The organism is Algiphilus aromaticivorans DG1253 (assembly GCF_000733765.1).
In the GTDB taxonomy this organism is placed as follows: Bacteria; Pseudomonadota; Gammaproteobacteria; order Nevskiales; family Nevskiaceae; genus Algiphilus; species Algiphilus aromaticivorans.
In genome coordinates this window covers 1,959,834-1,978,346 of sequence record NZ_JPOG01000001.1, presented here as the reverse complement: position 1 = coordinate 1,978,346, position 18,513 = coordinate 1,959,834, and the positions used below count along the sequence as shown (strand labels likewise).

Below are 18,513 nucleotides of genomic sequence, written 5' to 3'. Positions count from 1 at the left end.
AACATGGCTATCGGCAACGCAATTCAAGGCTTCGCCCGAGGCTACGGCCTCGGCGAGCAGACCAAGGCGCGCAAGGACGAGCAGGCGTATCGCGAGGAACGCGACCGCGTGCAGGACGAACGCTACGAGCGGAAGCTGGGGCTGGCGGAGTCCGAGGCGGAGCGGCAGGCGGCCATCGAACGCCGTGAGCGGCTGCAGACCGACCTGCAGAACGCCGTGCGCGGCGCGCACGAGTACCTGCGCGGCCGCGGCATCCAGTCCCCGGACCAGATGACCGACGCCGACCGCAAGCGGCTGTCCGGCATCCTCACGCCGGCTTTCCAGGGCGTGCAGGTCGATCCGGAGTTCATGGCCTCGGACGAGGGGGCCCGGGCAACGCAGATCGGTGACCAGGTGGCCGAGTCCGGTGACCTGAGCCCGCTGGCCGATCCGGAGGCGCGCCGGCTGGCCGGACAGGCAGCCTTCGGCGGCTTCGTCCGCCAGGGCGAGGGCCAGAAATCGCGCTCGGGCAAGCCGCGCAAGCGCCAGCGCGTGGTCGACGTCACCCCCACGGAGAAGCCGGGCCAGCTGGCGGTCATGACCCGCGTTACCGACGTCGACGGTGAAGAAAACGACGCGCCGGTAACGCAACGCCGCAGCGCCGACGAGGACGACCCCGTGCGGACGGTGCCAATGGAGCAGGCGATGGACCGCTTTCTCGGCTACCGCGCGCTGAGCCATGGGCTTGAGGACGAGGGCCTGATGCCCTTCCTGCGCGCCACCTACGCCCAGGCCGGCGGCGACCCGTCCGAGCTGCGCCCGGAGACCGACTACAAGACGATCAAGCGCGGCAATCAGGAAGTCACCTACCGCACCGAGGACGGCCGCATCGTCGGCGAGCCGATCGCCGAGGCCGGGCGTTGGCAACCGCGGCAGGCCCCGGATGCGCCGGCTGATGTGCGCGAGTACGAATACGCGCGCGCGCAGGGCTTCGAGGGCAGCTTTGAGGACTGGAAGCGTCAGGGCGATGGCGGCCGGCCGAAGGGTTCGATGACGAACTACCAGCGCACCCGGCTTATGCGTGATGAGGTCATGCGCCGGGCTGCGCAGCGCGAGGGCGTGATGCTCTACAAGGACGAGAGCACCGGCATGCTGGAGTTCGTCCCGGCGGACGACACCAAGGCGAGCCAGCGCGCCGTGCAGGAGGCCGAAGCCGATGTGCAGCGCAGCCTGAAATCGGCACTCGAGCAGGACCGACGCGGGGAGACCGTCACCGGTCTGGCCGATGCTCCGGCCGACCAGTGGAATCCGCAAGCCGAGCTGGACCGCGTCAACGCCGGTGGCCTCAGTGACGCCAGCGGCGCGCAGGGCGGTGGTCGTAGCAGCCCCTATCGGGGTCTTTGGAGCGGATCGGAGGCGCCCTGATGGCGGAGAACAACGCCGCGAAGAAGCAGCCGAAAGCCTGGGATGAGGTGCTGCAGGACGAGCAGTTCCAGCAGCTCCCGCCTGACCGGAAGGATCTCGCCAAGCGCGACTACTTCCTGGATGTCGTCGCGCCGAAGGTGCCGGAGCCGGAGCGCGAGCGCGCCTGGAAGGACTTTGTCGCCTACCAGCCCGACCACACGCCGCCGGCGCGCGGCCTGGCCGATGACCCCGAGGGCCGCAGCGTCTCCGAGACGGTTTCCGACACAGGGCTCGGCATCGCCAAGGGTGGTGTCAGTCTCGCCGAGGGCGCCGTCGGTGCCGCCGATCTGGCCACGACACCCGTGCGCATGGCAATGCAGGGCCTCGGCCTGGACGTCGCCCCGATCAGCGAGGCCACCGGCCTGAGCGACAGCGCCGAACAGGCGCGCGAGTCGCTGAGCAAGCGGCAATCGCCGGAGCTTCAACGGCAGCGGCAGGAAGTCGAGGACGCCGAGGGCTTCTTCGGCACGCTCAAGGCCTACAGCGACAACCCGGCGGCGGCCGGCGACCTGATCGCCGAGAACCTGCCGATGCTGTTCGGCCCGGCGATCATCACCCGCGCCGGCAGCGCCCAGCGCTACAAGGCCGCCTACGACACCGCGATCAAGGGCGGCCTCGGGCGCGAGGCGGCAGAACAGGCCGCCAATCGCGCTGCCAAGCAGGCCGGCGAGCGCGCGGCGCTCGGTTCCGAGGCGGCGCTGGGCGGCGGATTCGCTGGGCAAGAATCTGTTAGGCGCGCAGAGGAAACGCTCGACCAAGAAGCCGCAAAAGCGGCGTTCAACAATGAGCCGATTCCAGAAGGCTTTGAGGAGCGCAGGCGCTACGGCTCGGAGTTGGCAAGGCTAACAGGCGGTTTGGCCGGCGCCGGCACTACAGCCGCCGTCACGCGCCTCACTGGCATGGACCGCGCCCTGCAGCGCGCGTTCGGCCGCGGCGAGATCGGGCCGAAGGGCATCGCGCGCCGCACCGCTACCGGCGCCGGCGTAACGGCCCGAGAAACCGGGCAGGAGACCCTGCAGGAGGGCGGTGAGTCGGTATCCGCCGACGTCGGCGCCTATGCCGGCACCGGCGGCGAGACGCCGCTTGTGCGTCCGGAAAAGGCCAAGAAAGCGGCCGCGCAGGGCGTGGTCGCTGGCGGCGGCACCGGTGCGGTTGCCGGTGGCGTGGCCGCCGCGCGCCCGGGTGAACGCCGCCGCGTCGCCGACTTCGGCGAGAACCCGCCGACCTGGGCGGATGTCTCGGCCGACCCGAAGTTCCAGCAGCTCAAGCCCGACCAGCAGCGCTCGGTCAAGGAGGACTACTTCGAGGGCGTGCTTGCCCCTGACATCCCCGAGGCCGACCGCGAGCCGATGCGCCGCGCCTTCATGGCGCAGATCGACACGCCGGCGCAGACCGAGCAGGCGCAGACCGAGCAGACGGAGAGCGCCGCACCGGAAACCCAGCGCGACGACTACGATGCCACCGAATCCCTCGACGATTCCCTGCAGGCGGACGCCCGCCAGCCGTGGCAGACCCCGCGTGAGCAGTTCTACGCGGACCCCGACAACGCCGGCACCGATCACGAGCAGGCCGTGGCCGGCGCCCTGCAGCGCGGCGATTCCGTGCCCCCGGATGTGCTGGTCGATTACCCGGACCTGGTCGAAGCCGCACCGGGGCAGCCGGCCCCGGAGAAGACCGAGCGCGAGCAGCAGCTGGAGCAGGATCTGGCCGAGGCCGAATCCGAGACCGCGCGCGGGCTCATCAAGGAGGAGCTGCAGGCCGAGCGCCAGCGCGCCACCGAGCAGCGCCAGCAGACCGAGCAGCAGCAGCGTGCTCAGCGCGAGCGCGACGAACTGACCCGCATGGCCGAGCGTGCCGAGCAGCGCGGCGATACCCAGTTGGCGCAGCGCATGCGCGAGCGCGCAGAGCAAACGGCGCCCGACGAGCAGGAGGGCGACGCCCAACCGGCCGATGCCCAAGGTTCCCCGGAAATACCTGACTCGGTACTTTCCATTTTTCCTGATATGCAACTTGCTGAAAGTGACCTTATTCCACTTTCTGGTTTTACAGACGAGGAGGCGGGCGCTCTCAGGCAGGCCGGGCTGGTAGAGACTGGAACACTGGATAATGGGAGTACCCACGAAGGGGTAAACCCTGGACATCTGTGGCCCATCCGTGATGAGCGCGCAAAAAAGCTGAGTGAGTCTCGGAACAAGGTATCGAACGAGGAAAAGAATCGAGCGGTTGAACGACGCGCCCAAAATTATGATCGTCTCGCGAGTGAGCAGGACGCACTGGGAGAGTTGGGCGACGCCGATAAGGCGTCTGAATATCGCCGCAAGGCGAATGAAATTAGAAAGCGCAAAATCCAATCCACCGTTCCCACGATGGTGACGCAGGGCATGAAGGCCCAGCTGCGCAACATGGGCTATACGGATGAGCGCATTCGCGCCATGCGTCCGCAAGAGGCGTGGGATGCCATCAATGCCAGAGATGCCGAGCCAGAAGCCGCGGATGAGCAAGAAGCACAAGTAGCGCCCTCCCAGCGCCTGGCCGGCGACCCCATCGACGACGAGTGGGTGAACTTCGCCACCGAGTCCGGCACCCGCAACGTGCCGCGCGCGGATATGCCGCAGATCGAGGCCGCCAACCGCGGCGCGCTGGTCAACTACCTCAAGGCTCGCGACGTACCGGCCAACCGTGAGGACGCCGACCCGGCCAGCCTGAAACCTACGCAGGCCGAGTTCTCGCGCAAGAAGGTGGCCAAGGCCAAGCGCTTCGAGGGCGGCGACCGCGCCATCCTCGTGTCGCAGGACGGCCACATCATCGACGGCCATCACCAGTGGCTGGCCAAGCTCGACGCGGGCGAGCCGATCCCGGTCATGCGCCTGGGCGCAACCATCGACCAGATCCTGCCGCTGGCGCGCGAGTTCCCGAGCAGCCGTCAGGCCGCCGGCGCGGAGCCGACGCAGCAGCCCGAGCCCGAAGCGCCAGAGCGCGATCAGGAAGTCGACGCCGCCCTGCAGGCGATGGAGCCTGCGGCAGTCGGCCGTGTCGCCCGCGATCTCGGCCTGCAGAACCGCGTCAGCAAGAAGCGGAACATCGAGGCCATCCGCGCCGAGCGCGACGACGCGCAGATTCGCAGCGCGCTCGGTCTGGACGCGCAGCCGGACGACGCGCCGGCCGGCATCCTGCAGCAGGAGGAATCCGCACCTACATCCGAGCCGGCCCCTGCACCCGAGGCCGGCGACCGCACCGCACGCATCACCATCCCCGGCGGCGAGCGCATCAACGCCGAGTGGGAGGTCGTCGAGGCCGGGCAGCTGGCGCCGGCCATGAGCGAGGCCGTCAACCAGGCGCGCGACCGTGGCCGTGCAGCCAGTCAGATGCAGGTCGCCCGCATTGCGCAGGCACCGAACTGGGATCTGGTCAGCGAGAGCCCGACGATGAACGAGGGCGCGCCGACGGTTGCGCGCGACGATACGGTCGTCGGCGGCAACGGGCGCCTGGCAGGGCTGGCCGAGGCCTACCGCCGCGGAAATGCCGACAGCTACCGGCAGGCGCTGCGCGACAACGCCGCGCGCCTGGGGTTGGACCCCGAGCAGGTGGCAGGCATGGAGGCGCCGGTGCTGATCCGGCGGCTGCCCGAAGATGTCGACGTGCGCGCGCTGTCCCTGCGCTCCAACGAGGGCGGTGGCCTGGCCATGTCGTCGCTGGAGCAGGCCGCGGTCGACGCCGAGCGCATCGACAGCCTGGAGAATCTGGTCGTCGACGACGCCGGCAACCTGCATCGCACGCGCAATGGCTCGATCGTGCAGCAGATGCTGCGCAAGATGCCGGTCGAGCAGCAGGCGGCGCTGGTGGACAATCAGGGCCGGCTGAGCCGCGACGGCTACCAGCGGCTGCGCAACGCCGTGCTCTACCGCGCCTATGGCAACAGCGAGCCGGTGCAATCCATCGTCGACGCGATGGACGACTCCAGCCGCAATCTGGCCACCGCGCTCATCCGCGCGGCGCCGCAGGTGGCGCAGATGCGCGACAAGATCGCCGACGGCCGCCTGTTCGACGCCGACATCGTCCCCGAGCTCGTCGAGGCCGTCCAGGTATTCGAGCAGCTTCGCGAGGACGGCCGGTCGGTGGATCAGTTCATCGAGCAGGGCGACATGCTGCGCGATGGCGTGAGCGATACGACGCTGCAGCTGATGCGGGCTTTCGCGCGCAACCTGCGCAGCGCTGGCAAAATGACCGAACTGCTGAACGAATACGCGACGCAGCTTGAGGCCTTTGGCGAACCGGGCTCGGATATGTTCGGCGATCGGCAGGGGCCCGAGAACACCACGGAGGTGCTGAGCAATGCCCAGAAAGCGATTGACCGACGCCGAGATGGAGCAAAAGCTGCTCAATCTGGGCAAGACGCTGGACGCGAAGCCGAAGGCGGCGCAGGCGCTGAGCAGCAGCGTGCAGACGATGGAGCGCAACAGCCAGCAGCGGACGCAGACGGCGGCCGAGAAGCTGAGCAGCGCGTGGGGGGCGAAGACGCGGTAGCGCCGCCCGCTGACGCCGAGCCGAACCAAGCCCCGCCCGAGAGCGGGGCTTTTTCGTTGGAGGCCGAGCAGGACGGCCAGGTGCAGCCGGAGCAGCCGCGCGCGCTGCGCCCCGACGAGCAGGCCAACAACTTCCAGCTGACGCCCGAGCAGCGCACGCAGGAGCAGTCCGACGCGGAGGCGCGCCAGCAGGCCGAGGCCGCGCAGACGGACGCCTTCGGAGCGCAGGGCGCGCAGCAGCAGCCGCGGCGCGGGGATGCACCGCCGGCTGGTGCCGGTGGCGGGTTGTTCGCTGGTGGTGGCCAAGAACCGCAGACGAGCGAATACGGCGCCGCCAACAAGGTCTTCACCAAGGACAACGCCGATGCCGCGCGCGAGGTGCTGCGCCGCAAGCTGGGCAATATCAACGCCGGCATGGATCCGGAGGTGATGCAGGCCGGCATCCAGCTGGCCGGCTACCACGTCGAGGCCGGCGCCCGGCGGTTCGGGCAGTTCTCGCGGGCCATGCTGAACGACATGGGCGAGAGCATCCGCCCCTACTTGAAGATGCTTTACAACGCCGTCCGCGACTATCCGGATTTCGATTCGTCGGGGATGGACGAGTACAATGAAGTGCAGGCTGCGGATATAGACGCGGCCGTGGAGCAAGCCGATGTTGAGCGTAGCGGCGACAGTCTGGAACCAAGTGGCGCAGCAGGGTCTGCGGACGCCGTGGGCACGTCGGATGTTCCAGATGGATCAGGAGCAGTTGACGGAAGCGCACGAAGCGCAGGCGGAGGCTCTGGAGGCTCAGGGCGTGGATCCGCAGGTGGCGCTGGCGTATCTCGACGTGGCGCCGCTGATTCTCGAGAAGGAGGCGATCAGCCGACTTCGGGAGCAGCGACCGATGCTGGCGTCGACGCTGCCGGAAACCAATTCGGCGGACGAAGCGGCAGCGCTGGCGATTCGCGACCGGGCGCTGAACGCCCAGCAGGCGAGCGCGCTTCGGACGCTGCTGAACAGCGCGCCGCCGAACAGCTAGGCCGCGAGGAGGCGCAGCGCGCCGCTGAGCAGGCGCCGGTAGAGCCCGGCAACCTCGACAACGTCCGCGAGACGCTGCCTTTCCTCATGGAGGGACAGCAGGAAGACGTGGCCGCGGCCGAGCGCCGTTTCGAGGGCGCCCCGAAGGAGCCGGGGATGCTGTTCACCAACGGCACCGGAACCGGCAAGACCTTCACCGGCCTGGGCGTGGTCAAGCGGTTCGCGCGCCGCGGCAAGAACAACATCCTCATCGTCGCGCCGAACGACAAGATCGGGCGCGACTGGGTCACGTCCGGCGAGAAGCTGGGGCTGACGATCACCGCGCTGCCGAACACGTCAACGGCGGGCGAGGGGATCGTGGTCACCACCTACGCCAACATGGCCGAGAACGAGTCCCTTGCCGACCGTGACTGGGATCTGATCGTCCCCGATGAAGCGCACTATCTGAGCGCGAACCAGGCGGGCACACTGACCGGCGCCGGCCAGGCGCTGCGCACGCTGGCCTGGGCGCCGCGCTCGGTGCCGACCCGCTTCGATCAGCGCAATCGCGACGGCATCACTCGGGACCTGCGCGAGGCGAGAGAGGCGCTGGAGTACGCCCAGATGCAGGCGAAGGACAACGACGCCGCGCTGCCGGCCGCCGAGCAGGCGCAGGAACGCTACAACGCGGTGTGGCAGCGCTACGAGCAGCAGCGCGCCGATTTCGCAGAGCAGAACATCGACCGCTTCGGCGAGACGAAGGTGCTGTTCCTGTCGGCGACGCCATTCGCCTATGTGAAGTCCATCGAGTACGCCGACGGCTTCCTGTTCAACTACCAGGAAGGGCAGGAGGGCGCCGACAACGATCAGGGCTACAACGCCGGCAATGCGCGCGAACGGTTCTTCATGACGCATTTCGGGTTCCGGATGCGCTACAACCGCCTGACGCAGCCGGATGCTGGCGTCGATACGGCGGTCATGGAGGCGCAGTTCAACGAATGGCTGCGCAAGCGCGGGTCGCTGTCGTCGCGCGTGCTCGACGTCGATCAGGATTATGAGCGCAAGTTCACGCTGGTGGACGACGCGCTCGGTACCAAGATCGACGAGGGACTGACGTGGCTGCGCGACCAAAAGAGCCCCGAGATGCAGGCCGCGGCGAGCGTGGTCGAGGATCGGTTCAAGTACCTGCAGCAAATGTACCTGCTGGAGGCATTGAAGGCGCGCCACGGCGTCGATCTCGCGCGGCAGCACATGGGGCGCGGTCGCAAGGTCGTCGTGTTCCACGGCTTCAACAAGGGCGGCGGCTTTCACCCCTTCCGTTTTCCGGATACCGACCAGACGGTGGAGGCGAACGGAAAGAGCTTCACGATGCAGGATCTGAACGCGGCCCTGCGCCGACAGCGCCCGGATCTGACGAAGCTGCCGCTGGACGATCTCAAGTCGCCGATCGAAACCTTCCGCGAGGCCTTCGGCGACGACCTGCTGGTGTTCAACGGCACGATGAGCAAGACCGACCGCCGCAAGGCCGTCGGCAGCTTCATCGACGACGCCACCGGGCCGCAGGTCATCCTGGTGCAGTCCGATGCCGGCCGCGAGGGCATTAGCCTGCACGACACCAGTGGGCAGCATCAGCGTGCGCTCATCAACCTGGGTCTGCCGACGCGGCCATTCGCCTCCATCCAGGAGGAGGGGCGCATCTACCGCGTGGGGCAGCAGTCCAACGCGATCTTCCAGTACATCACCACCGGCCTGAACTGGGAGCAGATGGTCTTCGCGACCAAGATCGCCGAGCGGGCCAGCACTGCCGAGAATCTTGCGATGGGCGCCGAAGCCCGTGCGCTCAAGGAGTCATTCGTCGAGGGCTACCTGGAGAGCGAGCCCTACGCCCCGAGTGCGGACGAGGGCACTGGCGGCAAGGCCAAGGACCGCGCCAAGCGCACCGAGACGTCCGAGTTCGACAAGGCCAAGAGCTACTACTTCGGCCAGCGCAAGCGCACGTCGCGCGACAAGTCTCGCGAGGGCATCGACTACTTCGCCACCCCGGAGCCGCTGGGCTTCAAGATGGTGGAGTGGGCCGGCGTCGCCCCGGGCGAGTCGGTGCTGGAGCCGTCGGCCGGGCATGGGGCAATAGCGCGCTTCCTTCCCGAGGCCGCCCGCCGGCGCATCATCGAGCCGTCCGGCGAGCTTCTTTCAAAGGCCGGCCTGTACGCCGGCGGCGCGGATCTCGTGCGCGACAACTTCGAGAACCACAACGTCGTGAACAAGTACGACGCGGTGGTGATGAACCCGCCCTTTGGTCATGGCGGCAAGCAGGCGATCACGCACCTGGAGAAGGCCATCAAGCACACGCGCGCCGGTGGCCGCGTGGTGGCCATCATCCCCGAGGGCCCGGCCGCCGACATGAAGTTCCAGAAGATGCGCGACGATCTCGGCGACGACATCGCTTTCCGCGCCGACATCAAGCTGCCGCCTTCGGTATTCGAGCGCGCCGGTACCAATGTCCGGGCGCGCGTGGTGGTCTTCGACCGCCTGCCGGCCGGCCAGCAGTGGGACGGCGACCGCAAGAAGATGGACATCTCCAACGCCGAAAGCATCGGCGAGTTCTTCGACCGAATCGAGGACATGGAGCTGCCTGGCCGGCCGCAGGCGGAAGCCGCTGCCCGTTCGGAGCCGTCCGCAGAGGCCGCCGGCTACGAGCTGGCGCAGTTCGAGCACACGCAGTCCGGTGAAACCAAGTACGTCGCCAAGCCGCAGAGCTTCCTGGGCCGTGAGGGCTTCAAGGAAGCGTCGGCTGCTGCGCGGCGCAACGGCGGCTACTACTCACGCTACAACCGCGGCGACGCCGTGCCGGGCTTTCTGTTCCCGGATGCGGAGTCGCGTGCGGCTTTCCTCGAGGAGGCGGCGCAATCCGGCGTGGATATGTCCCGCCCCGGCCAAGCCGTCACCCGAGACGACGTCCAGCTGCTCGCCGAGAGCGTCCGCATGTCCCACGACCTGCAGTCGCTGGACATCGGCATCACCGGCGACGTCATGCGCATCGACCGCATCACCGTGCCGGAGGCCCAGCGCGGCACCGGCGTCGGCACGCGGGCGATGCGCGAGATTGTCGACTACGCCGACGCCAACGGGCTGCGCATCGCCCTGACGCCGGCGCAGGCCGGCGACCCCGGCACAACGTCCAGCGCGCGCCTGGTGCGCTTCTACAAGCAGTTCGGCTTCAAGGAGAACACCGGCCCCGGCCGCGACTTCGAGATTTCCGAAGGCATGGTGCGCGAGCCGCGCGCCGAGGATTTTGCCCGCGCCTATCACGGCACGCCTCACAAGGTTGACAAGTTCCAGATCAGCAATATCGGGACTGGCGAGGGGGCTCAGGCGTTTGGCCACGGCCTGTATTTCGCCGAGAGCAAGGGCGTTGCGGAATACTATCGGGACGCCGTCAGCTATCGCGATGTCGTCCGGCACTTCCGTGAGCAGTTGCCGGATGATGCGGACTTCGACGAGATCAACGAAATGATTGATGCGGGCGAGTTCACGCCAAGCATGAATCGACTGCTGGCAGCTCTGCGCAATGATGATTGGCTCGGCTTCGACTACCCCGCGCAGGCCATAACCGCAGCTTTCCAGGATCTCAATTCGTTCGACCCGTCGCCGGAAACCGTTAAGGCGATGCAGGAATACGGCAACCTCTACACCGTCGACATTCAGGACGATGCTGTCGCTCGCCTGCTCGACTGGGACGCCACGATAAACGAGCAGCCTGATGAAGTGCGCCGGCGCCTTGAGCCGGTCGTGGATTACCTGCTCGACAAGCCGATTACTCGCGATGCGATGAACGACCTGCAGAACGGCAGTGTCACCGGCGAGCAGCTGTACCGAACCCTGAGTGGCGAGCTTGCGCTGGACAATGGCGGCGACGTCCGCAATCCGGCGAAGCTGGCTTCCGACCGACTTAAGGATGCCGGCATCCCCGGCTTGCGGTATCTCGATGCAACTTCCCGCCGGCAGGGCCAAGGCGCCAGCAACTTCGTCGTGTGGGATGAGAACGCTGTCCAGATCCTCGAGGAGAACGGCCAGCCGGTAGCTACCGAGGAGTCCGAGCGCGCGGTCGAGGAGATGTTTTCCCGCGTCGATTCTGCGTCTATGCGCCGTGGCCCCGCTTTCGAGCGGATGGTGCGGGCCGAGGCCGACATCCCGCGCCCCGCCGAGCTGGACGCCCTGCAGCAGCGCCTGAGTCGCCTGCACGGCATCCCCGTGCCGCTGGACCCGGCGAACGCCCCGGACGGTATGGCCGACATGGCTGACACCGTGCAGGAGCTGTTCGGTCGCCGCGTCGTCTGGTACACGTCGCCGAGCCCGCTGGCGCCGCAGGGCGTCTACATGCAGGGCGACTCGCTGTTCGTCAACGCGCGCTCCCGCCGTCCAGCGCAGCACGTCATTGGCCACGAGCTGCTGCACTCCGTCCGCCGGAAGAACCCCGAGCTCTACCAGCGCGCGCGCGAGGCGCTGGTCGGAGCGGCGCGCGACGGCGCGCTGCCGGAGTACCGCGACCGGATCAACATGATCTACGACCGCGACGGCATCCCGCGCCTGCATCGCGAGAAGGTCGAGGAGGAGTTCATCGCCGACGTGTTCGGCTCGATCATCAGCAACCCCGAGACCCTGCAGCGCGTCTCCGAGCGCATGCGCCCCGGCGCCTTCCGTCGCCTGGTCAACGAGATCGTGCGGGCCATTCAGAACTTGATCGACCGCATCCGCGGTATCCGCCAGGAGCGCGGCGACGATTACGCGCAGCGCGTCATGGCCGACGTGGAGCGCGCTCGCCGGACGGTGCTCGACACCCTGACCGGCGTGGCGCGCGAGAACCAGATGAAGCCCGGCGCGCTCGATCAGCCGGCGGTGCGCGACGCGATTACGGCCGCAAGTCGCTCGGCTCCAGATCAACCGACGCTCAGTCAAGCCCGTCAGAGCGATACGACTCCGCCCGATGGCGGGGTTTCTCGTTCTGAGCGCCAAACCGACACCGAGGCCTTCCGCCGATGGTTCCGCGACTCGAAGGTGGTGGATGAGAACGGGGAGCCGTTGGTGGTCTACAAGGGCATGTATGCCTACGATTGGACGGACCCGAATGCCGATGCCCCCATCTCGGTCATAGACCGCCCCACCGAGTTCCCCGCTTTCAACCCACCAGAGGACGGCGTGAAGATTGCCGGATTCTTTGGTGACATCGACACCGCCAACCGTTTCGCGAAGGATTACCCGCGTGGCGGGGCGGTTTTCCCCGCCTATCTGTCGATCCAGAACCCGAAGGTTATTGACGCAGATGGGGCCTACGCTGGGTCAATCCAATTCGGCGAATCTGGTCGGCAGTTCCGTGATGCGATCCGTTCTGGTGAGCACGACGGCGTCATCATCAAGAACACCGCCGATGAAGGCACCGTGTACGTTGCGCTGCGCCCCGAGCAGATCAAGTCCGCCACCGGCAACCGCGGAACCTTCGACCCCAACGATCCGCGCATCGACTTCCAGCGCGCGGGGCAGGGGGAGATCGACCCGGTGATGGATGCCGGCGCCGAAGCTGCGCCGGAAACACCTCAGTCCCCGACCATGCGCCGCATGATGCCGACTCGCGGCAACGTCCGCCTCGTCGGTCGGGACGCCAACGGCAACGTGCAGGCCGCGGCCCGGGTCGAAGGCAACAAGTGGGTTGTCGTCACCAAGAACACCGACATGCTCGGCTACGGTCTCAAGCGCGCATTCAGCCGCAAGCAGGCCGAGGAGCTGATGAAGGGTGCCGGGCTCGATGTGGAGATCGAGGCGCCCGGCCGCGTGCCACGGCAGCCGAACCTGCCCGGCGCGACGCTCGACATGCCGGAGTCCGGCTACTTCGGGCGCATCGGCCGCAAGCTCCAGTTCGAGGCGCAGGACAAGTTCAACGCGCTGCGCGCCCTGGAGAACGTCGCCGAGCGCCAGCGCGGGGAGCGCCTGGAGGAGCGGACTGACCCGTACATGCAAGAGGCGCTGTACCACGGCCGCACGCGCCAGCAGATGGACGCCTTCGACGAGAATCAGGTGCAGCCGCTGCTGGACGAGCTGCAGCGCACCAGCTTCCGCCTGCAGCCCATCGGCGAGTACCTTACGGATCTGGACGCGGACCTCGCCGAGCGCTACGGCCACCTGAGCGCGGTCGACGCCTATCTCTACGCCCGCCACGCCCCGGAGGCGAACAAGCGGCTCGAGGAGATCAACCCGGGCGAAACAGCGATGTCCGGCATGTCCGATCAGGACGCGCAGCGGATCATGGACGCCCTGGAAGGCACCGGCGAGATGAAGGCGATGCAGTCCATCGCCAAGCGCGTCGATGCGATGAACAAGGCCACGCGCGATCTGCTGGTCGAGTCGGGCCTGGAGAAGCGCGAGACGATCGAGCAGTGGGCCAAGCAGTACGACCACTACGTCCCGATGAAGGGTCCGCCCGGCGGCAAGTCGGACAGCCTGCTCGCCAGCCTGATGCCCAGCACCGGCAAGGGCTTCGACACGCGGGGCAGCGCGACGAAGCGCCGCCTCGGCCGCGAAAGCCCGGCCAGCGACATCATGGCGAACGTGGTGGCGGCCCACTATTCGACGATCCAGCGCGCGGAGAAGAACCAGGTCGGCAAGGCCATGCTCCGTTTCGCCCAGGAGAACACCGCGCCGAACCTGTGGACCGTCGACCAGCCGATGACGAAGCGGCACCTCGACCCGGTGACAGGCCTGGTGACCAACGCCCCGGACCTGAGCCAGCGCAACCGCGACAACGTGTTCGTCGTGAAGGTGGACGGCGTCGAGCATCACATCCAGTTCAACGAGGAGAACGTGGATGCCATGCGGATGGCGATGGCCTTCAAGAACCTCGGCGCCGAGGAGATGAACAGCGTCATGCGGCTTATGTACGGGCTGAACCGCTACCTGTCGCTCATGAGCACGAGCCTCAACCCGGAGTTCTTGATCTCGAACTTCGCGCGCGACGTGCAGACGGCCTTCATCAACCTCAACGACACCCAGGCTGCCGATCTCAAGCGCCGGATCATGCGCGACACGCTTTCCGGCAAGGGCTACCGCGCGATCCGCGACTACCAGAAGGGCAAGCGCGACAGCGAATGGGCGCGCTACTACGGCGAGTTCCTGGAAGACGGCGCGCAGACCGGGTGGATGGAAGGCTACGAGAACGTCGGCGATCTGGCCCGGTCGCTGACCAAGCGTCTGGACCGCGAGCAGCCCGGCACTTGGAACTTCGCCAAGCGCCAGGGCCGCAACATGATGGACTTCGTCGGCAACACCAACACGGCGATCGAGAACGGCGTTCGGCTTTCGGCCTACATCCACGCCCGGAAGGATGGGGTGTCGCGTCAGCGCGCCGGCGAAATGGCCAAGGGCTTGACCGTGAACTTCAACCGCAAGGGCAACAAGGGCAACACGCTCAACGCGCTCTACCTGTTCTTCAACGCCAGCATTCAGGGCAACGCCCGGATTATCAAGGCGGCGGCCAGTAGCCCCCGCGCGCGGCGCTTCATGTACGCGGCCGTTGCCACGGGTGTCGCCCTCGATCTCGCCAACCGGATGATCGCCGGCGACGACGAGGACGATGAGAACCGCTACGACCGGATCCCCGACTACGTGAAGCGGATGAACTGGATCGTCATGCTTCCGCAGAACGAGGACATGCCGGATTGGGTGCCGGACTGGGCGAAAGGCCCGGAGGGCGACTACATCAAGTTCCCGCTGCCCTACGGCTACAACGTGCTGAACGTAGCCGGGCAGAAGGTCGGGCGCGCGATCAGCGCTTCAATGGGGCAGATCGACGACTACAACCCGGCCGAGGAAGCGATGGGCCTGGTGATGTCGGTATTCGACGCCTTCAACCCCATCGGGGCGTCGCCCACGGCGCTGCAGCTGGTCTCCCCGACCATCGCCGACCCGGCCGTGCAGTGGGCCCAGAACAAGAACTTCGCGGGTATCCCGATCCATCCGGAGGCCGACCCCTACGGCCCGCCGCCGCCCAACTACACGCTGCATTTCAGCGGCGCGCGCGGTTGGTCCCGCTGGGCGACCGAGCAGCTGAACATGGCGACCGGCGGATCCGAGGTCACCCCCGGCGCCGTGAACCTGTCGCCCGAGCTCATCGACCACGTCTGGGACTTCGCCACCGGCGGCGTCGGTCGGTTCGTGGCCGAGACGGCGGATCTGCCGCGCAAGACCTACCAGGCCATGCAGGGCGAGGAGGACATCAACGCCTACGAGGTGCCCTTCCTGGGCAAGCTCTACGGCACGCCGCGCGCCAGCCAGTCCCGCGATCTGTTCTACGACCGGCGCGACAAGCTCCGCTACCTGGAGCAGGAGATGGACCTGGCCCGCGAGGGCCGGGACATCAAGAAGGTGCAGCAGATCCGCCAGTCCGACGAAGGCAAGCTGCTGCGCGAGTACAAGATCGCCGAGAAGCGCTTGGCCGGCCTGCGCAAGCAGATCGACAGCATCAAGCAGCGGACCATGGCCGAGTCGCAGAAGCGCGCGCAGATCCAGCGGCTCGAGGACAGGCAGGAAGCCATCTACCAGGACTTCAACCGCCAGTACCGCGACCTAGTTCTCTCCGGCGATTAGCCACCAGTGGTAGGCCACCAGCAGCAGGACCATGAAGGTGAACAGGTGGCCGGTGTGGAGTGCGGTCAGGGATAGGGCGAGGAAGGCGAACGGCGGCATATTCGGATGCCGCACCACGCGCCGCCAGAGGCCCCGGATTCCCTGCGCTGGCTGATTCTCCTCATCCATGCGGTCAGGCTACCCGCGAAGGGGTGGGGGCGCAGGGACGAATGCGGGACGCATGATGCGCTACCATGCGCGCCATGCAGAACCCGCGCCGCGGCCAGCAGGCCGACACCAGCACTGCCAGAACGACAAAAGCCGCCTCGAAGGGCGGCTTTCTTGGTCTTGGCACTCCGGCAAAATTACGTCAGAGCCGCCTAAGTTGCTGATTCTGCTGCTGTGTTGGTGCCGAGGAGAGGACTCGAACCTCCACGGGTTATCCCCGCTAGTACCTGAAACTAGTGCGTCTACCAATTCCGCCACCTCGGCAGGCGGCGCGCAATATATGGGCAGAAGGCCCCCTTGTCAATGAATCGCAAAACATCCACCGATCCCCGCGCATGGCGCAACCATGATCCGTCGCTGAGCGATGAGCAGCGCCGCTACGGTCAGGCGCTACCGAGCCGCGACTGGATTCTGCGCACGCTGCAGGCCGCCGACGGCCCTCGCAGCCGCGAGCAGCTTGAGGAGGCGCTCGGCCTGACCGAGGACGATCCGCTGGAGGGATTCAGTCATCGGCTCTCCGCGATGGTCCGCGACGGCCAGCTGCTCCGCAATCGCCGCGGCAGCTACGGCGTCCCCTCCGAGATGAGCCTGGTGGCCGGCCGCGTGCTCGCGCACAAGGACGGCTTCGGTTTCCTCACCCCCGATGACGGCGGCGGGGATCTCTTCCTGCCGCCGCAGCAGATGCAGCAGCTCTGGCCGGGCGACCGTATCGTCGTGCGCGCCGGTGAAGAGGATCGGCGCGGTCGCCGCGAAGGCGTGGTGGTCGAGATTCTGGAGCGTGGCGTCGATCAGGTCGTCGGCCGCTATGGGCTCGATCACGGCGTGGCCATGGTCATGCCGGAGAATCCGCGCATCACCCACGAGGTGCTGATTCCGCCCGAGGAGCGCGGCGACGCGCGTGACGGCGATATGGTGGTGGTCGACATCCTGTCGCACCCGAAGCCGCGCAAGGCGCCGGTCGGGCGCGTGCGTGAGGTGCTTGGCGAGCATCTCGGTCCGGGCATGGAGATCGAAGCCGCCATCCGCGCGCATGGCATTCCGCACGATTTCCCGGAGGACGCGCTGGCTCAGGCCGAGGCGCTGCCCGATACGGTGAGCGAAGCCGACCGCAAGGGGCGCAAGGATCTGCGCAAGCTTCCGCTGGTGACCATCGACGGCGAGGACGCGCGCGATTTCGACGATGCGGTCCACGCCAAGCGCACCTTCACCGGCTGGAAGCTGTGGGTGGCCATCGCCGATGTCGACGCCTACGTGCCCTTCGAATCGCCGCTGGACCTGCATGCGCGCGAGCGCGGCAACTCAGTGTATTTCCCCGAGCGCGTCGTGCCGATGCTGCCCGAGAAGATTTCCAACGGCCTGTGCTCGCTGAACCCGCAGGTCGATCGCCTGTGCATGGTCTGCGAGATGCAGGTCCGGCGCAGCGGTGAGATCGTGCGCGGGCGCTTCTTCGAGGCTGTCATGCGCTCGCACGCGCGGCTGACCTACACCGAGGTCGCAGAGGCCCTGGAGGGCGGCGAGCTCCCCAAGCAGGTCGACCCCAAGCTTATGCCGCACATCCGCGAGCTGGATGCCCTCTTCGGTGCGCTCTCCAAGGCGCGTGCTGCGCGCGGCACGGTGGCCTTCGATACCGGCGAGACGCGCTTCGTCTTCGACGCCGAGCAGAAGATCGAGCGCATCGTGCCGGTGACGCGGAACCGCGCGCATCTGATCATCGAGGAATGCATGATCGCGGCCAATGTGGCGGCGGCGCGCTTCGTCCTCAAGCACAAGCGCGGTTCGCTCTTCCGCGTGCACGCGCCGCCGGCGGCGGAGAAGGTGCAGGCACTGCGCGAGTTTCTCAACACTCGCGGCCTGCAGCTGGGCGGCGGCGACGATCCGCAGCCGGCCGATTTCCAGGCGATCATGGAGCAGGCCGCGCAGCGCCCGGATCACTACGTCATCCAGAGCATGATGCTGCGGACGATGATGCAGGCGCGCTATTCACCCGACTGCGACGGGCATTTCGGTCTGGCGTTGGATGAGTACGCGCATTTCACCTCCCCCATTCGCCGCTATCCGGACCTCGTGCTGCATCGCGCCATAAAGCGCGCCCTGCGCGGCACGGCGCGCAGCGATGAGCCACTGGCCCATCAAGCGCTGGAAGCGCTGGGTGCGACCTGCTCGACCACCGAGCGGCGCGCCGACGAGGCCACGCGCGACGTCGCGCTGTGGCTGAAATGCGAGTACATGCAGCAGCACGTTGGTGAGGATTTCGCAGGCACCATCACAGGTGTGGCGGGCTTCGGCGTTTTCGTCACTCTCGACGACATCCACGTTGAAGGCCTGGTGCACATCACCGCGTTGGACAATGATTACTACGAGCACGATGCGGCACATGGCCAGCTGGTGGGTCGACGCAGCGGTCGCACGCATGAGATGGGCGATAGCCTGCGCGTGCGTGTTGTGCGCGTCTCGCTGGACGAGCGGCGGATCGAGCTGGAGCCGGTAGAGGCGCAGGCAGCCCCACCGCGCAAGGAGGGTCGGCGTCGGCGCGGCGGCGGTCAGCCGCCGTCAAGCTCCAAGTCGGCAGCATCAAAGAAGCGTACCGCGGCCAAGAAATCCGCCGATAATGGCTCCTCGGGGGAGTCAGTGGCCAAGGCGCCTGCGAAGAAACGTAGCCGCCGCCGGCGCTCGCGCTCGGGAAATCCCACTTCATCCTGAAGGAGAC

The 18,513-nt window shown here is 67.3% G+C and carries 4 protein-coding genes and 1 tRNA gene; 3 read left to right on the top strand and 2 right to left on the bottom strand.

Annotation, left to right across the window (positions count from 1 at the left end; genetic code table 11):
- Positions 1-3 precede the first annotated feature (3 nt).
- On the top strand, positions 4-1,404 hold the full coding sequence (locus tag U743_RS09090; RefSeq protein WP_043767460.1) for a hypothetical protein: 1,401 nt from the start codon (positions 4-6) through the stop codon (positions 1,402-1,404).
- The gene (locus U743_RS09085; RefSeq protein ID WP_043767457.1) at positions 1,404-15,599 is read left to right on the top strand and encodes a GNAT family N-acetyltransferase; all 14,196 of its coding nucleotides are present in this window, start codon (positions 1,404-1,406) and stop codon (positions 15,597-15,599) included. Before U743_RS09090 ends, U743_RS09085 begins: the two co-directional genes overlap by 1 nt.
- Here the strand turns inward: U743_RS09085 and U743_RS09080 are convergent.
- Together U743_RS09080 and U743_RS09075 are read right to left on the bottom strand one after the other, a co-directional pair.
- The gene (locus tag U743_RS09080) at positions 15,579-15,767 is read right to left on the bottom strand and encodes a hypothetical protein (protein ID WP_043767454.1); all 189 of its coding nucleotides are present in this window, start codon (positions 15,765-15,767) and stop codon (positions 15,579-15,581) included. The genes U743_RS09085 and U743_RS09080 overlap by 21 nt on opposite strands.
- 217 nt (positions 15,768-15,984) lie before the next feature.
- Positions 15,985-16,070 (bottom strand) — tRNA-Leu (locus U743_RS09075).
- Positions 16,071-16,109: 39 nt separating this feature from the next.
- Between U743_RS09075 and rnr the strand changes: the two genes are divergently transcribed.
- On the top strand, positions 16,110-18,506 hold the full coding sequence (rnr, locus tag U743_RS09070; protein WP_043767451.1) for a ribonuclease R: 2,397 nt from the start codon (positions 16,110-16,112) through the stop codon (positions 18,504-18,506).
- Positions 18,507-18,513: the final 7 nt, after the last annotated feature.

What these genes read in the sequence shown, in the direction of transcription:
- U743_RS09085 (WP_043767457.1), top strand. Translation starts at nt 1,404, where the DNA reads ATGGCGGAGAACAACGCCGCGAAGAAGCAGCCGAAAGCCTGGGATGAG.
- U743_RS09080 (WP_043767454.1), bottom strand. Translation starts at nt 15,767, where the DNA reads ATGGATGAGGAGAATCAGCCAGCGCAGGGAATCCGGGGCCTCTGGCGG.
- U743_RS09090 (WP_043767460.1), top strand. Translation starts at nt 4, where the DNA reads ATGGCTATCGGCAACGCAATTCAAGGCTTCGCCCGAGGCTACGGCCTC.
- rnr (WP_043767451.1), top strand. Translation starts at nt 16,110, where the DNA reads ATGAATCGCAAAACATCCACCGATCCCCGCGCATGGCGCAACCATGAT.